This is a genomic window from Acidimicrobiales bacterium, from assembly GCA_016716005.1.
Classification (GTDB): domain Bacteria; phylum Actinomycetota; class Acidimicrobiia; order Acidimicrobiales; family JADJXE01; genus JADJXE01.
Genome location: JADJXE010000001.1, coordinates 1596291 through 1614327, shown reverse-complemented (window position 1 = coordinate 1614327; position 18037 = coordinate 1596291). Strand labels below are relative to the sequence as shown.

Sequence of the window (18037 nt, the reverse complement as noted above, 5' to 3'; positions counted from 1 at the left end):
GCTGGTGACAGCCAGGCCACGGCCCACGAACTGCTCGGCTCAGCCGATCCGCGTCGCGGCGAGGAGGAGTCCGAGGCCCACGACGAACGCCGCGGTGGTCTCGACCTTGTCGCGGGTGCGGGTCTGGGAGGCGAGCTCGGGCAGCAGGTCGGCCGCGGCGATGTAGGTGAAGTTCCCGGCGGCGAACGGCAACAGGTAGGCGACGTCGATCTGGTCGGCGAGGGCGTAGGCCAACAGGGCGCCGACGAGGAACGTGAGCGCAGACGCGAAGTTCCAGGCGAGGGCCGAGGTGCGTCGCCAGCCGCTGTGCACGAGCACCCCGAAGTCGCCCAGCTCCTGGGGGACCTCGTGGGCTGCCGCTGCCAGCCACGTGACGATCCCGACGCCGGTGTCGACGACGAACGCGCCGCCGACCGCGAGCCCACCGATGAAGTTGTGGAGCCCGTCGGCCAGGAGGATGAGGGGGCCGAGCGGGCGGTGGTGGTCGTGGCGGCTGCGGTGGCAGTGGTGCCAGTGCAGGAACTGCTCGAGCACGAAGAACACGAGGAACCCCGCGACGAACCACAGGTAGACGGCGAGGTCGTTGCCGAGGGCGGCGATCGCCCCGGGGAGCATGTGGAAGTACGCGCCGCCGAGCAGCGATCCCGCGGCCAAGCCGACCAGGGGCAGCAGTATCCGATCCAGGGTCCGTTCTGGAAGGAAGAGGGTGACGGCGCCGACGAGCGCCAGCGCGCTCATCGCCAGGCCGGCGGTCACGATCCACGCGAGCGTCGACATCACCGCTCTCCCAGTGGGGGAGCGGGTGCGATCAGGACCGGCTGCCCCCGTCGCGCCATGGTCCGCTGCCCCTGCCCCTGCCCCTGCCCCTGCCCCTGCGTCCTCGTCCAGGGCCGCCGCCTTCGGCGCAGCGTCGGAACGCCGGGAGGTGGTTCTCCTGGGAGGCTCGCTGCAAGTTGCGGTAGGTGTCGAGCAGGTCGTTGCGGGTGGTGCCGGCCAGCAGCCGGTCGTACAGCGCCGCGTTGTCGATCTCGGCCTCGACCCCGGCCGCGCATGCCTCGCTCAACGACCCGTAGCGCGCGACCTGTCCGGGCCACGGATCGGGGGGCATGTCGAGCCCGTATCGGGCGAAGAGCCTTTCGAGGGCGTCGATGTGGCGCTGCTCGGCCTCGACGATGTTGGAGAACGGCCGGACATCACCGAAATCGGCGAGCACCTGCGCGTAGGTCGCACGGGCCTTGTACTCGTCGTCGAGAGCAGCCAGCAGATCGGCCACCTCGGTGGGTGAGAGGTCCCGGTCGTCTTGTGCCCCTGCCGTCACGGACCCATCCTCACACGATCACGTGAACCGAGGCGGTGGGACGTCAATCGGGCCGGGGCCAGTCGCTTCTGGAGCGGTTCCAGGCGTCGCTGCCAGGTCGCGACCGATGCGCCGGGCGACAGACCGTGCTCGAGGAAGTGGAACCGGCCGGGAAGGTCGAGCGGAGCCTCGCTTCCCGTGACGTCGGCCGGCACTTCTCCACCGGCAAGACCGGGTCCTCCACCCTCCGCCGAACCATTGCCGGCCTCCTCGCCGACGAGCTGACGCTGGAGGGCCGCCCCCGCAACCCAGCCAAGCCCGAGAGGTTCGCCGACTCTGGGCTGGAGGCTTCGGGTGACGAGCGGCTGACGGGCTGGATGCCGACCCACCTGCGCCTGGCGGTCCGGCCGTCTCCCGACGGCGCGGCCCTCGACGAAGTCGAGACCATCCGGGGGCCGCACGGCAAGAGGATGTGGGCCGTAGGGTCGGAGCGGTCGGCGAATGGCGTCGACCCATCGGCAAGGAGTGTGGTCATGGGAGGTCAGATGGACCAGGCGAAGGGCCGGGCCAAGGAAGCGATCGGTGACCTGACCGGCGACGAGGACCTCAAGGCCGAGGGCAAGGCGGACCGTGCTGCGGGCGAGGTCAAGGAGAAGGTCGGCGACGCCGTCGACAAGGTCAAGGATGTGGTTGAAGACGTCAAGGACAAGGTCACCGACACCGTGCACAAGGCCACGGACTGACCGGCGAGCCGCCGCACGCGGGTCCTGGGTCTTCAGGCCCCGGAGCTGCTGCGGCGGCCACCGCGGCCACCCTGTCCGCCGTGGCCCGACTGCCGCCCGACGCGACGAGCGGTGCAGATGGGTCATCCCCCCGACAGCTCGGGACGCGGCGTGGAGGTTCCGGCGCGGTCACCTTTGCGGTCAACGTCACCCCGCTGTGAGCGGGATGTCGACTTGGTGGAGGGGGGTGCCGTCCTGTGCGGAGGCCTCGAACACACGGAGGGTGATGGCGCCCGAGGTGCCCGCAGGCAGGTCGAGGACCTTCTCCCACGTGCCACGGGTGCCCGTGCCGGACGTGGCCGTCACGAACGTGTCGACGAGTGTGGTGCCGTCGGGAGCGAGCACCTGGAGCCGATGGGTGGCCTCGAAGGTGTTCGAGCTGCCCTTGGCCGTGAAGCGGCGGCCCACGGTGTCACCCGGTGCGGGATCCTCGACCAGGATCGCCGGGAGGATGTCCTCACCGGTATCGGCCCTGGTCAGGGTGTCGGGCAGCAGCAACCCCTCGCTGCTGAACTCGGACACGTCCTCGCCGTCCAGGCGGAGCTTCACCCGTTGCACGGTCGGGAACTGGGTGGCGGTGAACGTGACCTGGGCGAGTCGCGAGAACATCGACAGCGATCCGCCCCCGCTCTCAAAGGTCTTCGACAGGTCCACGGTGGCCGTCCCGTCCGCGATGGACACGCCCCGCAGCGTCGTTCCCTCCGGGATGTTGGTCGTCAGTCCGGCCGCACGGTCCTGCGCGGTCGGGCCCTTCAGGAGCTCCTCGAGGGCGCCCTCGAGCACCGCTGGGCCCGGTCCGAGGGTTCGGTGAGCGACCCCGAGCTTGTCGCCACGCATCAGGTACACCGCGACGACAGTCGACTCCCCGGTCGTCGTCGACGAACCGGGCGCCACGGTCGTCGTCGCCCTTCGCGTCGTCGTTGTTCCATCCGCGGCACCGCTACCGCCCTTGCCATCGCCGCAACCGGCAGCGATGACGACGAACACCAAGCTCAGGGCCGCCGGTCGTCTCACTGGGCCAGTCTGGACGCCACCCTCGCGCGACGCAACGACTCCAAGCCACAGGCCGACGCGCCCTCAGGGTGCTGGCACCCTCGTCCGATGTACCGCACGGTCTGGTCATGCGTCCACGCGATGGCGTCGCGGCAGTCGCTCAGGTGGTCGCGTGCGGCTTCGGCCCCGACGATGGAACGTCCGTGGCTCTTGGCGAGCGCATCGGCCGGGAGGGAGCGGAGCACGTCGAGGGAGTGCACCCATCGGGCGGCGGGGCGGGGGACGTCGCCCCGCAGTGTGTCGAGGTTGGGATGGCACTCGCCCTGGACGCGTTCTGCGGTCTGCAGGACGTCGAGCTCCGGCATCCACACGACGACCTCGTCGGGCGCTTCGCTGGGCACCCACACGATCTCGAGCGCCACGCCGGCGATCTCGATCCCGAGACGGTCCTCCACCAGGATGTTCGGGGGGACGAGGCCGGCGGGCTGGCCGAAGTCGAGGAAGGGGCCGGCCCCCACGTTGACGCGGCCGGTCACGTCGGTGTCGAGGTACGCGCCGAACCGGTAGGCGCTGCGGGCCTGCATGACGGGCTGGTTGAACCCGTTGATGCGGGCGATCTCGGCCATGAGCTGGCGCTGCGCGATCACTGGGACGTCGCTGGACGCGTGGTGGTCGGGTCGAACAGCGCCGGCGATCCGGCCGAGTGGTCACCGTGGCTGTGTGAGTAGACGACGCCCTTGATGGGGTACTCGCAGATCTCGCGGAACGCCAGGAGCCCGGCGGATCGTCGAGCTCGAACGCGACGGTCGCGTCATCTCGGGTAGGTGGTGACCTCGGTGGCCTTGATGCTCACCCAGACGTGGTCGCCTTCGCGCAGGGCGAGGTCGGCGACCGCGGCGGGGGTGACCTCCGCAACGAGGTCGAGCGGGTCGGCGAGCACCACCCGGACCCGGTCGCCCAGGAGGTCGAGGTGGGCGACCGTGGTGGACCACCGGTTGCGAGGGCTGCCTTCGGGTTCGCTGCGGTGCAGGGCGACGGCTGCGGGAGAGATGGTGGCGAACACGGGCCCGTCGTGGGGTTCGGCGGTCGTGAGGGTCACGCCCCGGTCGGTGGCGATCGTGGTGCCGGCGGCGGTGCCGTCGACGAGGTTGGTGCCGATGAGGTCGGCGACGTAGCGGGAGCGGGGGCGCGTGGTGACCTCGGCGATGGTGCCGGTCTGGGTGAGGCGGCCGGCGTCGAGGATGGCGACGTGGTCGGCGAGGGCGAGGGCGTCGACGGGGTCGTGGGTGACGAGGATGGTGGGGCCGGCGAAGCCGGTGAGGTAGCGGCGGAGGTCGCGTCGGACCTCGATGCGGGTGCCGGCGTCGAGCGCGGCGAGGGGTTCGTCGAGGAGCAGGGCGGCGGGGTCGGTGGCCAGGGCGCGGGCGAGCGCGACGCGTTGGGCCTGTCCACCCGACAGGGCGCGGGGTCTGGCGTTGGCGTGGGAGGCGACGCCGACTCGGTCGAGGAGGTCGGCCGCGATGGCGCGGGCTCCGCTGGTGGTGTGGCCCTGTGAGCGGGGACCGAAGGCGACGTTGTCCAGGGCGGTGAGGTGGGGGAACAGCAGGTAGTCCTGGTGGACGATCCCGAGGCGACGGCGCTCCTGGGGGACGAACACGTCGGGCGGTCGGTCGAGCGTGGTGCCGTCGAGGCTGATGGTTCCGGTGTCGATGGCGAGGCTGCCGGCGATGGCTCGCAGCAGGGTGGTCTTCCCGGCTCCGTTGGGGCCGAGCACGGCGGTGACCGAGCCGGCGGGGGCGCGCAGGTCGACGTCCAGGTCGAGATCTCCGAGTCGGAGCGCGAACACGGCGTCGAGGGTCATGCGCGGGTGAGCCACCGGTCGCGCAGGGAGATCAACACGACGAGAGAGACGACGAGGAGGACCAGGCTGAGCGCGATGGCGGCCTGCTGGTCGCTCTCGAGCTCGAGGTAGACCGCGAGGGGAAGGGTCTGGGTGCGGCCGGCGATGTTGCCGGCGAAGGTGATGGTGGCACCGAACTCGCCGAGCGCCCGCGCCCAGGCCAGCACCGCGCCGGCGGCGACCGACGGGGCGATCAACGGAACGGTGACACGACGGAACACGGTGAGGCGACCGGCCCCGAGGCTGGCGGCGGCGTCCTCGAAGCGTTGATCCATGCTCCGCAGCGCCCCTTCGACGGTGATCACGTAGAACGGCATGGCCACGAACGTCTCGGCCATGATCGCCCCGGCGGTCGAGAACGTGAACTGGATGCCGAAGGTGTCGTGCAGCCAGCCGCCGATCGGGCTGCGCAGGCTGAACGCAGCTAGCAGCGCGACACCCCCGACAACCGGCGGCAACACCATGGGCAACAGCACGAGGCCGCGGATGAGCGGGCGGCCCGGCACGTGGCTGCGAGCGAGCATCCAGGCCAACGGGGTGCCGAACGCCACCGACAGGCCCGCGGCGGACAGTGAGCAGACCAGCGAGAGCCGCAGGGCGTCGCGGGCCTGCTCGGTGGTGAGGTCGTCCCAGACGGTCGACCAGTTCGCCCGTTGCAGGATCCCGATCAGCGGGATCGCGAAGAACAGGACGGTGAGGGTGGCGGCGACCACCACGAGCAGCGGTGGCCGCCGCCGGGCACGGCTCACGCGGGCGGCAGGAACCCGTTCTCGGCCAGCACGGCCTGGCCCTCGTCGCCCAACACGTAGGCCACGAACGCCTCGGCGACCTCGGCGGCACCCGACGCCTCGAGGACACCGATCGGGTAGTCGGCGATCACGTTCACGTCCGCCGGCGACACGGCCTCGACCGTGTCGCCGGCGGACACCGCGTCGGTCACGTAGACGACGCCGGCCACTGCGTCGCCCTCGGCCACCGCGGCCAGAGCGGCGGTGGCGTTCTGGCCGCGGGTCACGGACGACTCGGGGATCGTGACCCCGGCGTTGTCGAGTGCCTCCTTGGCGTACCTGCCGCACGGCACGTCCTCGCCGCACAGCGAGATCACCCCGGCATCGGCCAGGTCGGCCAGCGTGGCGATCCCTCGGGGGTTGCCGGGCTTGGTGATGATGACCAGCTCGTTGCGAGCGAAGATCTCCGGGTCTCCGGCGATCAGGCTCTCGTCGGTGAGCTTGGTCATGTTCGCCACGTCCGCCGACGCGTACACATCGGCCGGGGCACCCTCGAGGATCTGAGTCGACAGGGTCGAGGACGAGTCGAAGTTGAACGTCACCTCGACCCCGGGGTTCGCGGTCGAGAAGCCGTCTCCGATCCGGTCGAAGGCCTCGCGCAGCGATGCTGCGGCCGACACCGTGATTGTCCCTTCCAGATCCGACCGGCTGGTGATCGGTGACCCGCCCGCAGTCGTCGATGACCCGGTCTCGTCGGCATCGTCGCTGCCGCAGCCGGTCACGAACAGCATCGACACCGCCAGCAGCGCCAGCAGCAGGTTCAGGGTCCTCGTCACGACAGGGCTCTCCCTTGGTGGTCGGCGGGAACGAACGGGGTCAGAGCCTCGGGACTTCGATGAGCACGGTCGTGGACTTCACGGCCGCGACCGCCAGATCGCCCGGCTCGAGCGCCAGCTCGTCGGCGGCCTCGCGGGTCATCAGCGACACCACCCGGTGCGGGCCGGCCTGGATCTCGACCACTGCCGTCAACGTGTCGCGCTCGACCCGGGTCACGATCCCCGTGAAGCGGTTCCGAGCCGACTGGGCCGGAAGCGAATCGGGCTCGTAGGCGTCCGCCCGCTCGCTCAGGTAGCGGGCCAGGTCCCTGCCCGACACCAGGCGGTGCCCGCCGGTGCTGCGCGTCGTGTCCAGTCGGCCCTCGTCGCACCAGCGGCGCACCGTGTCGACGCTCACACCCAACAGCTCTGCCACCTGGCCGGGCCGGTAGTCCGTCGCCACGGACGACAGCCCAGCACAGAAACTCGCATCTGTCGATCGGAAGTGGCTCATGAGGACAGATTCGCGCCTTTCTACGCTCATCCAGACCGCACGTGCGGGGTAGTGGTGCCGGGGTTCCGCAGCTGCGGGCCGGTCCTGCGTGCACGTGACGACGGTGCCGGTCCCAGGGTCGCAGGGTGTCCGGCGAGCTCGGTCGGCCTGGATGCACGATGCTGGTCGTGATGCTCCACAGGCGGGGGTGCTCTCGGTGGCGTCCTGCGGCCTCGGCCTCGGCATCGGCCTCGGCGGCAGGCCTCCTCGTCCGCCGGCGACCTCCAGAACCGTGAGGAACCACATGACCGCCAACGCTCCGAGCGCAGTCTCGTCCAGCCGAACCCGCTGGTACGCCGTCCCGCCCGAGCACGTCGCCGCCGCGTTCGGTGTCGACCCCGAGCGAGGGCTCACCTCCGACAAGGCGGCTCGGCTGCTGCGCGACAACGGGCCCAACGCCCTGCCCGAGGAGCCGCCGCTGCCGGTGTGGCGCCGGTTCCTCGCCCAGTACCGCAGCTACATGCAGATGATCCTGGTGGGCGCGGCGTTGGTGTCGCTGCTCATCCAGGAGTGGGGCACCGCCGTGGTGCTGGCGGGGCTGACCCTGCTCAACGCCGTGGTCGGGCTGCGCCAGGAGGGCAAGGCCGAGAGCGCGATGAACGCCCTCAAGTCGATGATGGAGGTCACCGCCCGGGTGCGTCGCGACGGCACCGAGGCGGAGGTACCGGCCGAGGAGGTCGTGGTCGGTGACGTGGTGCTGCTCAGCGCCGGTGACGACGTGCCGGCCGATGGTCGCATCGTCAGCGCCAGCGCGCTGCAGATCGACGAATCGGCCCTCACCGGCGAGAGCGTGCCGGCCGCCAAGGAGCCGACCACCCTCGAGGACACGGACCTGGGCCCCGGTGACCAGCGGAACATGGCGTTCATGAACACCCCGGTGACCCACGGCAGCGGGGCCATGGTCGTGACCGCGGCGGCCAGCGACAGCGAGCTCGGGAAGATCTCCGGGATGCTGGCGGCCACGGCGAAGGAGGAGTCGCCCCTCACCAAGGAGCTGAACACCCTCACGCTGTGGATCATCGGGGCGGCCGGCCTGACCATGGCAGTGATGTTCGCCCTCGGTCGCAGCCGTGGCGAGGCGTGGGACGTGCTGTTCGTCAGCGCAGTGTCCCTGGCCATCGCGGCGATCCCCGAGGCGCTGCCGACCGTGACCCAGGTGATCCTCTCCCTGGGTGGCGTGGAGCTGGCTGCCCGCAACGCCATCGTCAAGGAGCTCCCCGCCGTCGAGACGCTCGGGTTCACGTCGGCGATCAACTCCGACAAGACGGGCACGCTCACGATGAACCAGATGACGGTCGTCGAGGTGGTCGACCCGGGCGACCGCTACACGGTGACGGGGACCGGCTACGGCCTCGAAGGGACCGTGCAGCGCGTGGCCGGCACCGAGCCGTCCATCGACGACGCCATCGTGCCCTTCGTCGTCGCCAACGACGCCGAGCTCGTCGACGGCAAGGTCGTCGGCGACCCCACCGAAGGCGCACTGCTGGTGCTGGGCCACAAGGCGGGCCTCGACATCGACCGGACCAGCGAACGGCTTCCCCGCCTCGCCACCTTGCCGTTCGACCCGACCTACAAGCTCATGGCCACCTTCAACCAGGCCACCGACGCCGAGGGTCGACCCGTGGTCCGGGTGCACGTCAAGGGCGCGGCACCCGCAGTGATGGATCGCGGCGCCACCGCCCTCTCCAACGGGGCCCTGGTGCCGTGGGATGCGGACGCGCGCCGCCGGGCCGACGAGCACGTGGCGCGCATCTCCCGGGCCGGCCAGCGCGTCATGGCCGCCGCCACCCGCGATCTCGATCCCGCCGACTTCGACGCGGCCGGCGACCTGCTCGCCTACGTCACCGACCTGACCCTGACCGCCCTGGTCGGCATGGTCGACCCGCCCCGCGACGAATCGCGGGCCGCCGTGGCCGAGGCCCAGGCCGCGCACATCCGCGTGCGGATGATCACCGGTGACGACGTCATCACCGGCGCCGCCATCGCCGAGCAGCTCGGCATCCCCGGCGAGGCCATCCTCGGCTCCGAGCTCGCGGCCATGTCGGACGAGGAGCGCCTCGCCCGCATCGACGACATCGGCGTCGTCGGGCGTGTCGCACCGGAGCACAAGGTGCTGCTGGTCGACACGCTGAAGCGCAATGGCGACGTCGTGGCCATGACCGGCGACGGCGTCAACGATGCGCCCGCCATCAAGGCCGCCGACATCGGCATCGCCATGGGATCGGGCACCGAGGTCGCGAAGAACGCCGGGCGCATGATCCTGTCCGACGACAACTTCGCCACCATCGTCTACGCCGTCGAGCAGGGCCGCAAGATCTACGACAACCTCACCAAGTACATCCGCTTCGTGCTGATCCTCCTGGTCGTGTTCGTCCTCACCTTCCTCGGCGCCGCGCTCTTCGACATCGCCGCCGGCCAGCCGTTCAATCCCGCCCAGGTCCTGTGGATCCACTTCGTGGTCAACGCCGCGTTCGGCTTCGCGTTGGGCTTCGACCTCGAGACCCCGGGCCTGATGCGGCGCATCCCACGCCCGCGTGGCGAGTCCGTGCTCACCGTGCCGCTGATGGTGACCGTCGGGCTCGTCGGCCTGGCCATCACCATCGGCCTGCTGGCCCTGATCCAGGTGGGTGCCTCCCGCTTCGACAGCACCGACATCGGCATCTCGATCGCGTTCACCGCGTTCGCGCTCAGCCTCGTCGTTGCCGCGCTCGAATGTCGCAGCGAGACGGCCAGCGTGTTCACCGTCGACACGTTCGCCAGCCGCCAGATGAACCGTGCACTGCTCTCCGAGCTCGTCCTGGCCGTGCTCGTCACGCAGATGGACGCCCTGCGCCGACTCCTCGGCACGACCGAGCTCACCGCCGGCCAGTTCGCCTGGGCCCTCCTGCCTGCCGTCGTCCTGTTGATCCTGTGGGAGGTCGGCAAGCTCATCGCCCGGAGGGCGACGTCGCCCGCCTCGGCGGGCTAGATCCGGCGAGGGCTCGAACGCGACGGCCACGCGGTCGTCCGTCGAGCGAGTCGACCCGCTGCGTGGACCACGGTCCCGGACCCCGGCGCGGGCCGCCCCGGCGCGGAGCTGACCTGGACCCAGCACATCGACACTGCAGCAACAGTTCTTGACTCAGTCAAGAAGTGGATCTAGTCTGCAAGTCATGCCCGGGGGAGAGATCTCTGATCTCGCCGAGCTCCTCCGCCAGCACGGCGTTCAGGTGACGGCGCAGCGTCTGGCCGTGTTGCGGGCGGTGTCGAGCCGGCCGCACGGCACGGCGGACGACATCGAAGAGCTCGTGCGGTCCGAGATCGGTGCGATCTCGCGTCAGGCGGTGTACGACGCCCTCGGCACCCTGACCGACAAGGGTCTCATCCGGCGCATCCAGCCGGCGCGGTCGCCGGCCCGCTACGAGGACCGGGTCGACGACAACCACCATCACCTCGTCTGTCGCGCCTGCGGCCGCACGGTCGACGTCGACTGCGCGGTGGGGAACAGGCCGTGCCTGGAAGCCGCCGATGATCACGGGTTCACCATCGACGAGGCCGAGGTCATCTACTGGGGCTACTGCCCCGCCTGCCAGGGAGTGGCCGACCGCGACCGCGACGCATGAGGGCCACACCGTCATCCACAGGAGCAACGGAGGGAGCACCATGACCACCGAAGACACCGGCGCCATCGCCACCACCGATGAGGATGCGCGGGCGCTCAAGTGCCCAGTGATGAGCCACGCGCAGACCGCGACTGGTTCGATGGCGAACCAGCACTGGTGGCCGGAGCAGCTGAACCTGCGGCCGCTCAACAAGAACTCCCCCCTGATCGACCCGATGGGTGGCGGGTTCGACTACGCAGCCGAGTTCGAGAGCCTCGACCTCGACGCCGTGAAGGCGGACATCGTCGAGGTGATGACGACGTCGCAGGACTGGTGGCCGGCCGACTACGGCCACTACGGGCCGCTCTTCATCCGGATGGCGTGGCACAGCGCCGGCACCTACCGCATCCACGACGGACGTGGCGGCGGCGGCTCGGGCACGCAGCGCTTCGCCCCGCTCGGCAGCTGGCCCGACAACGCGAACCTGGACAAGGCGCGCCGTCTGCTGTGGCCGGTCAAGCAGAAGTACGGCCGGAAGATCTCCTGGGCCGACCTGATGATCCTCGCCGGCAACTGCGCCCTGGAGTCGATGGGATTCACGACGTTCGGCTTCGGCGGCGGGCGCGAGGACGTCTGGGAGCCCGAAGAGGACATCTACTGGGGTCCCGAGGACACCTGGCTCGCAGACGAGCGCTACAGCGGCGATCGGGAGCTCGCGAACCCTCTCGGCGCGGTGCAGATGGGCCTGATCTACGTGAATCCCGAGGGGCCGAACGGCAACCCTGATCCCGTCGCCGCGGCCCGGGACATCCGAGAGACGTTCGCTCGCATGGCCATGAACGACGAGGAGACGGTCGCCCTCATCGCCGGCGGGCACACCTTCGGCAAGTGCCACGGTGCCGCCGACGCCGATCGGTACGTCGGCCGCGAACCCGAAGGCGCCAGCCTCGAGGAGCAGGGTCTCGGCTGGAGGAGCACCTTCGGCAGCGGCAAGGCCGGCGACGCGATCACCAGCGGGTTGGAGGGCGCATGGACCACCGACCCGGCGACGTGGGACAACAACTACTTCGAGAACCTGTTCGGCTACGAGTGGGAGCTGACGGCGAGCCCGGCCGGCGCGCACCAGTGGCGTCCCACCGATCGGGCTGCGGACGACACCGTGCCGGACGCCCACGATCCGTCGAAGCGGCACGCCCCGATGATGCTCACGACAGACCTGTCGCTGAGGTTCGATCCGATCTACGAACCGATCTCGCGGCGCTTCCACGAGAACCCGGACGAGTTCGCCGACGCCTTCGCCAGGGCGTGGTACAAGCTCACCCACCGCGACATGGGACCCGTCTCGCGGTACCTCGGTCCGGAGGTCCCCGAGGAGCAGCTGATCTGGCAGGACCCGGTCCCCGCCGTCGATCACGAGCTGGTCGACGAGCAGGACATCGCGGCCCTGAAGAGCAGGATCCTCGCGTCCGGACTGTCCGTCTCGCAGCTGGTGTCGACCGCCTGGGCCTCGGCGTCGACCTTCCGTGGCAGCGACAAGCGCGGCGGCGCCAACGGGGCCCGCATCCGCCTCGCTCCGCAGAAGGACTGGGAGGTCAACGACCCGGCCGAGCTGGCGACGGTGCTGGCGCGCCTGGAGCAGATCCAGGCGGACTTCAACAGCTCGCAGACCGGTGGGAAGAGGGTCTCCCTCGCCGATCTGATCGTCCTCGGCGGGTGCGCGGCCGTCGAGCAGGCGGCCAGGAACGCCGGGCACGACGTCGAGGTCCCCTTCTCGCCGGGGCGCACGGACGCCTCGCAGGAGCAGACCGACGTGGACTCCTTCGCCGTGCTCGAACCGACGGCTGACGGGTTCCGCAACTACTCCCGACCCGGGGACAAGAGGCGGCCCGAGGAGCTGTTGGTGGATCGGGCGAGCCTGCTGACCTTGACCGCTCCGGAGATGACGGTGCTCGTCGGGGGCCTGCGGGTCCTGGGCGCGAACGCCGGGGGCGTCGAGCACGGCGTCTTCACCGGCCGGCCCGAGACGCTGACCAACGACTTCTTCGTGAACCTGCTCGACATGGGCACGGCGTGGCAGGTGTCCTCCACCGAGCACGTCTACGAGGGCCGCGACCGCGCCACCGGTGAGGTCACGTGGACCGGCACCGCCGTCGACCTCGTCTTCGGCTCGAGCTCCCAGCTCCGAGCCATCGCCGAGGTCTACGCGTGCGAAGACGCGCAGCAGAAGCTCGTGCAGGACTTCGCGGCTGCGTGGGCCAAGGTCATGGACCTCGATCGCTTCGACCTGGCCTGACCCGGGCGCAGCGTCTGCCTCCGAAGGGGTGGTCACCCGCAGCAGGGAGCCTGCTCGGGTGGCCACCCCTCGATGCGACCGGTACGACGGGGTCTCAGGCTTCTCGCTGGGCCCGAAGCGTCGGAAATACTCTCTCGGTGTGCCGGAGGAGGAACGGAGGCGATGAGGTGGCGCGGCCCGTTCGCGGCTCGAACGTTGCGTCACGACGCGGTCGCCGGGTTGGTGCTGGGCGTGCAGTCGGTGCCCGATGGCCTCGCCACTGGTCTGCTGGCCGGGGTGAACCCGCTGGCGGGGCTGTACGGCTACATGGTGGGCACGGCGACCGGGGCGCTCGTGACGAGCTCGTCGTTCATGGCCGTGCAAGGCACGGGGGCGATGGCGATGGTGCTCGCGGATGTCCCCGCGATCCGAGAGTCCAGCGACCCGACGCGGGCGCTGGTGACGCTGTCGGTGCTCACCGGGGCGGTGATGCTCGCGGCGGGGTTGCTGCGGTTGGGGAAGGTGCTGCGGTTCGTGTCGAACGCGGTGATGGTCGGGTTCATCAACGCGGTCGGCGTCAACATCGTGCTCGGTCAGCTGGCGAACCTCACGGGGTACACCGCCGAAGGAGCGAACCGGCTGGTCCGGGCCTTCAACACCTTGATCCATCCCGGACAGCTCAACGGCCCGACCCTCGTCGTCGGTGTGGCCACCATCGCGCTGATCGTGCTGCTCGAGCGGACACGACTGGGAGCAATCGGCCTGGTGGTTGCCGTCATCGTGACCTCCGCCGCCGCGCGGTGGGCGGGTTGGAGCGACGTCGCGACGCTCAGCGATCTTGGCATCGTCCCTGACTCGCTCCCGAGCCCCGAGCTGCCGCTGCTGCGGTTGGTGCCGGAGCTGATCGTTCCGGCGGTGTCGCTCGCGTTCGTCGGACTCGTGCAGGGGGCGGGCATCTCGGCGAACTTCACGAACCCCGACGGCAGCTACCCGGACGCCTCACGGGACTTCGTCGGCCAGGGCGCGGCCAACGTGGCCTCCGGTCTGTTGCAGGGCATGCCGGTCGGAGGGTCGGTGTCGGCGTCGTCGCTGAACAAGGAGGCGGGAGCCCGATCACGTCAGTCGCTGCTGTTCGCCGCTGTCGTGATGGCGGTGGTGATCGTCGTGTTCGGCGACGCCGTCGGGAGCGTCGCCATGTCGGCGCTGGCGGGGCTGCTGATGCTCATCGGCTTCCGGGCCATCAAGCCCGCGGATCTGCAGTCGGTGTGGAAGACGGGCGCGGTCCAGAAGGTCGTCCTGGCAGTCACGTTCGCGCTGACCATGGTGGTGCCCCTGCAGTACGCGGTGTTGGTCGGCGTGGGCGTCTCGGTCGTACTCCACGTGGTCCGACAGTCCAACCAGGTCACCGTCCGCCGCCGGGTCTTCGACCCCGACGGCCATCTCGTCGAGGTGGATCCGCCTGCGGAGCTGCCCGCCGGCGAGGTCGTCGTGCTGCAGCCGTACGGGAGCCTGTTCTTCGCTGCCGCCCCCGTGTTCGAGGCGACCCTTCCGGCTGTCGGGGAGGCGTCGTCCAACTCGGTGGTGCTCTTGCGGCTGCGAGGCCGCAGCGACCTGGGGACGACGTTCATGGACGTCCTGTACCGGTACGCCCAGGCGCTGGCGGCGGTGGGCAGCAAGCTGGTGATCGTGTCGGCCAACGAGCGCATCATCGAGCAGCTCACCGTCACGGGGATCACCGAGGTGATCGGCGCCGAGAACGTGTACCCGGGCGACGAACGGGTCGGCGCCACCGTCGGGCGCGCCTACGCCGACGCCCTCTCGTGGGTCGAGGCCCACCGCTGACCGGCGTCGCCGCGCGTCGTCACGGTGCGGCCGCGGCCCGCCGGGGGGACACGCCAGGGCGGGTCCGTGCGGGCCCCTCCAGCAGGACCCGGGTCAGGTCCGCGACCGCCGACTCGATCCCGTCACGGTCCGACAGCCCGAACGTCTCCCGGAGGTGGTCGCCCCAGATGACCGAGCCGAGCGCCAGCGCGGCGGCGGTCGCCACCGCGACGCGCGGATCGGACGGGTCTGCGGGGCCCGACCCGGCCGGCACGTTGCCGTAGGTGCCCAGCAGCCGGCGCAACACGGGGAACTCCTCGCGGACCCTCGCGATCTCGACGTCGTCCACGAGTGTCCGGGCGATCAGGCGGGGTGCAGGTGACCCGTGGTGGATCAGGTGGATCACGGCGTCGAGGTCGAACCCTTCGTGCGCGAGCGCACCGGGGAACAGGCCCGAGCTGCCCTGTTCGATGGCCGCCGCGAGGAGCGCCTCCTTGGATCCGAAGTGCCGGTAGATGAGCCCCTGGTTCACTCCTGCGTGCCGGGCGATGTCACGCACCGACACCGACGCCGGTCCCTGCTCGGCGAACAGCGCGATCGCAGCCCCGAGGAGCGCGTCGCGCGCGGAAGCGGTTGGCTCCCCGCGTGGTCCCGTGATGGACCCGCGGGCGGCGAGGTTGCGGGCGACCAGCTTCGGATCCGTCGAACCGGCGAGGCTCATGACGCGGTCGGCGGCGGCGGCGACGGCGAGGTCGCGCCGTCGGGCGCCGACCCGACCGAGTCGGGTCGCCGAGACCAGGAAGCCCTCGAACGTCAACCAGCCGAGCAACAGGCTCGACGCTGCGTAGGCGCAGAGGCGGGCGCGGCGATCGGGGCCCCGACGGCCGGAACGGGGCCGAGCGCACGTCGCCGAGAGGGCTCGCTCTGCATGGAGGCACGCGGGGAAGCCCGTCGGCCGCAGGTCACCGAGCGCACAGCGCACCAGGAGCTGCACGCACGATCGGTCGTCGCGGGCCGCTGACAGCAGCCCGAACAACGGGTCTGCGGCGGTCGCCTCCACGCCGACGACGGTGCTGGACACCTGGTCCGCGAGCCGATCCGAGACCGCGGCGACGAGTCCGTCCTTGGAGCCGAAGTAGCGGGCGACCAGCGCGTGCGTGCACCCCGCGTCCCGGGCCACGTCGCGCAGGGACGCTCCGTCAGGGCCGGTTCGGGCGAAGAGGGCCCGAGCGGCGTCGAGGATCGCCGCCTCACTGGAGGCTCGCCGCTGGTCACGCAGACGAATCGTCACGGCAATGATGCGCTAGTGTAGTCGTTTGGAAACCCAACGATCGCGGCGGCCGAGAGCGGAGATCGGTCGCCCGTCCCCGTCGAGGAGCCTGCCATGAGCGCACCGACAGCGACCGCAGCGACGCGAGCGGCGATCGACGCGATGGCGGCGTCGTTGCCGACGCACGATCGTCAGGACTTCGAGGACGCGACCCGGGGGTTCGTGGGGCGGGCCGACCAGCGCCAGGTGACCGCGAACGACGGCCGGGTGGTCTGGGATCTCGACGCCTACGAGTTCCTCCGGGGCGCCGAGGCGCCGGACACCGCCAACCCGAGCCTGTGGCGGCAGGGGCAGCTGCTGATCGAGGACGGCCTGTTCGAGGTGGTGCCCGGCATCTACCAGCTCCGGGGCTTCGACCTGTCCGTGATGAGCGTCATCGAGGGTGACTCCGGCGTCATCGTGATCGACCCGCTGATCAGCTCCGAGACCGCAGCGGCGGCGTTCGCCCTGTACACCGAGCACCGCGGCGAGCGACCCGTGCGGGCGATGATCTACACGCACTCCCACGTCGACCACTTCGGGGGGGTGAAGGGGATCATCACCCAGGAGCAGGTCGACCGCGGCGAGGTCCAGGTGATCGCCCCGGAGGGCTTCCTGCACCATGCGATCGCCGAGAACGTCTTCGCCGGCACGGCGATGACGCGGCGCGCCGGGTACATGTACGGCGCTGCACTGGAGCGCGGTCCGGCCGGCCAGATCGGGGCCGGCCTGGGCCAGACGACCTCCACCGGGGAGATCACGCTCATCCGCCCGACGATCGACATCACCCACACCGGCGAGGTGCTCACCGTCGACGGGGTCGAGATCGTCTTCCAGGTCACGCCGGGGACCGAGGCACCCGCGGAGATGAACTTCTACTTCCCGCAGCACCGGGCCCTGTGCACGGCGGAGAACACGTCGCACACGCTCCACAACATCTTGACCATCCGGGGCGCACTGGTCCGTGACGCCCATGCGTGGGCCCACTACCTGACCGAGACGATCGACCTGTGGGGTGACGAGCTCGACGTGGTGTTCGCGTCCCACCACTGGCCGACCTGGGGCAGGGAGCGGGCCGTGGAGTTCCTGGCCATGCAGCGCGACATGTACCTGTACCTGCACGACCAGACGCTGCGGATGATGAACCAGGGCTTCACGGGTGCCGAGATCGCCGAGGTCCTCGAGATGCCACCGGCACTGGAGCAGCAGTGGCACACCCACGGCTACTACGGCTCGGTCAGCCACAACGTCAAGGCGATCTACCAGCGCTACATGGGCTGGTACGACGCCAACCCGGCCAACCTGTGGCCGCACCCTCCCGAGGCGGTGGCGACCCGGTACGTGCAGGCGATGGGTGGCCGCGACGGCGCGTTGGCCGTGGCCCGCCGGGCCCGGGACGACGGTGACTACAGGTGGTGCGCCGAGGTCGGCAAGCACCTCGTGTTCGCTGACGGCTCCGACGCCGACGCCCGAGCGCTGCTCGCCGATGCCCTCGAGCAGCTGGGCTTCGGGGCAGAGTGCGGCACGTGGCGCAACGCCTTCCTGGCGGGGGCGACGGAGCTGCGGTCGGGGAGCTTCGGTACGCCGGTGTCGACCTCGGCGGACATGCTCACCGCACTGACCGTGGAGCAGGTGCTGGACAGCGTCGCCATCCGCATCGACGGGCCCCGCGCATGGGACGAGCGACTGCAGATCGCCTGGCGCGTCACCGACGAGGACACCAGCTACCTGATCGAGCTGCGCAACGGCGCCCTCCACCAACGCACCGTCACCGTCGTGCCCGACGACGTCACCACGTTCACGCTCACCCGACCCGCGCTCATCGGGCTCGTCACCGGCACCCTCGACATCGGTGCAGCCATGGGAGACGGCACCGTGCAGGTCGACGGCGACCCGGCGGTGCTCGCACGGCTGGTCGCCCTCCTCGGATCCGTCGACCCCGACTTCGACATCGTGACCCCCTGACAGCAGGGCCTGCGCTCGGAG

General features: G+C 70.5%; 16 protein-coding genes. 6 read left to right on the top strand and 10 right to left on the bottom strand.

Annotated elements, in window-relative coordinates:
• Window positions 1-39: 39 nt before the first annotated feature.
• Complete coding sequence (locus IPM45_07785) at window positions 40-777, bottom strand: ZIP family metal transporter (GenBank protein ID MBK9179469.1); 738 nt, start codon at window positions 775-777, stop codon at window positions 40-42.
• 31 nt (window positions 778-808) lie between these two features.
• The gene (locus tag IPM45_07780) at window positions 809-1273 is read right to left on the bottom strand and encodes a DUF2202 domain-containing protein (GenBank protein ID MBK9179468.1); all 465 of its coding nucleotides are present in this window, start codon (window positions 1271-1273) and stop codon (window positions 809-811) included.
• Window positions 1274-1830: 557 nt separating this feature from the next.
• Here IPM45_07780 and IPM45_07775 point away from each other — a divergent pair.
• Window positions 1831-2040: a CsbD family protein gene (locus tag IPM45_07775; GenBank protein MBK9179467.1), complete on the top strand. Its 210-nt coding sequence runs from the start codon at window positions 1831-1833 to the stop codon at window positions 2038-2040.
• A gap of 186 nt (window positions 2041-2226) precedes the next feature.
• Here the strand turns inward: IPM45_07775 and IPM45_07770 are convergent, their stop codons facing one another.
• The 7 genes from IPM45_07770 to IPM45_07740 form a co-directional block, all read right to left on the bottom strand.
• A complete protein-coding gene (locus tag IPM45_07770) occupies window positions 2227-2925 on the bottom strand; it encodes a GerMN domain-containing protein (protein ID MBK9179466.1) in 699 nt (232 codons plus the stop codon).
• A 164-nt stretch (window positions 2926-3089) separates the two neighbouring features.
• Window positions 3090-3719, bottom strand: coding sequence for a hypothetical protein (locus IPM45_07765; protein ID MBK9179465.1), 630 nt, complete (start codon window positions 3717-3719; stop codon window positions 3090-3092).
• The gene (locus tag IPM45_07760; protein ID MBK9179464.1) at window positions 3716-3844 is read right to left on the bottom strand and encodes an MBL fold metallo-hydrolase; all 129 of its coding nucleotides are present in this window, start codon (window positions 3842-3844) and stop codon (window positions 3716-3718) included. The genes IPM45_07765 and IPM45_07760 overlap by 4 nt, the downstream gene beginning before the upstream one ends.
• Before the next feature lie 39 nt (window positions 3845-3883).
• Window positions 3884-4933: an ABC transporter ATP-binding protein gene (locus IPM45_07755; protein ID MBK9179463.1), complete on the bottom strand. Its 1050-nt coding sequence runs from the start codon at window positions 4931-4933 to the stop codon at window positions 3884-3886.
• Entirely contained in the window at window positions 4930-5721 is a 792-nt protein-coding gene (modB, locus tag IPM45_07750; GenBank protein ID MBK9179462.1) for a molybdate ABC transporter permease subunit, read from the bottom strand. Before modB ends, IPM45_07755 begins: the two co-directional genes overlap by 4 nt.
• Window positions 5718-6491: a molybdate ABC transporter substrate-binding protein gene (modA, locus tag IPM45_07745; protein ID MBK9179461.1), complete on the bottom strand. Its 774-nt coding sequence runs from the start codon at window positions 6489-6491 to the stop codon at window positions 5718-5720. Before modA ends, modB begins: the two co-directional genes overlap by 4 nt.
• A gap of 85 nt (window positions 6492-6576) precedes the next feature.
• Complete coding sequence (locus IPM45_07740; protein MBK9179460.1) at window positions 6577-7029, bottom strand: helix-turn-helix transcriptional regulator; 453 nt, start codon at window positions 7027-7029, stop codon at window positions 6577-6579.
• A gap of 283 nt (window positions 7030-7312) precedes the next feature.
• Here IPM45_07740 and IPM45_07735 point away from each other — a divergent pair, with 283 nt between their 5' ends.
• The 4 genes from IPM45_07735 to IPM45_07720 all read left to right on the top strand — a co-directional run bounded on the left by IPM45_07735 (window position 7313) and on the right by IPM45_07720 (window position 14763).
• Complete coding sequence (locus IPM45_07735) at window positions 7313-10036, top strand: HAD-IC family P-type ATPase (GenBank protein ID MBK9179459.1); 2724 nt, start codon at window positions 7313-7315, stop codon at window positions 10034-10036.
• Window positions 10037-10220: 184 nt separating this feature from the next.
• The gene (locus IPM45_07730) at window positions 10221-10670 is read left to right on the top strand and encodes a transcriptional repressor (protein MBK9179458.1); all 450 of its coding nucleotides are present in this window, start codon (window positions 10221-10223) and stop codon (window positions 10668-10670) included.
• Window positions 10671-10779: 109 nt separating this feature from the next.
• A complete protein-coding gene (gene katG, locus IPM45_07725) occupies window positions 10780-12942 on the top strand; it encodes a catalase/peroxidase HPI (protein ID MBK9179457.1) in 2163 nt (720 codons plus the stop codon).
• A 162-nt stretch (window positions 12943-13104) separates the two neighbouring features.
• A complete protein-coding gene (locus IPM45_07720; protein ID MBK9179456.1) occupies window positions 13105-14763 on the top strand; it encodes a SulP family inorganic anion transporter in 1659 nt (552 codons plus the stop codon).
• Between the two features lie 19 nt (window positions 14764-14782).
• Here IPM45_07720 and IPM45_07715 read toward each other — a convergent pair whose 3' ends face one another.
• Window positions 14783-16033, bottom strand: coding sequence for a TetR/AcrR family transcriptional regulator (locus IPM45_07715; protein ID MBK9179455.1), 1251 nt, complete (start codon window positions 16031-16033; stop codon window positions 14783-14785).
• A 93-nt stretch (window positions 16034-16126) separates the two neighbouring features.
• Between IPM45_07715 and IPM45_07710 the strand changes: the two genes are divergently transcribed.
• Window positions 16127-18016, top strand: a complete 1890-nt coding sequence (locus IPM45_07710; protein MBK9179454.1) for an MBL fold metallo-hydrolase — start codon at window positions 16127-16129, stop codon at window positions 18014-18016.
• Window positions 18017-18037: the final 21 nt, after the last annotated feature.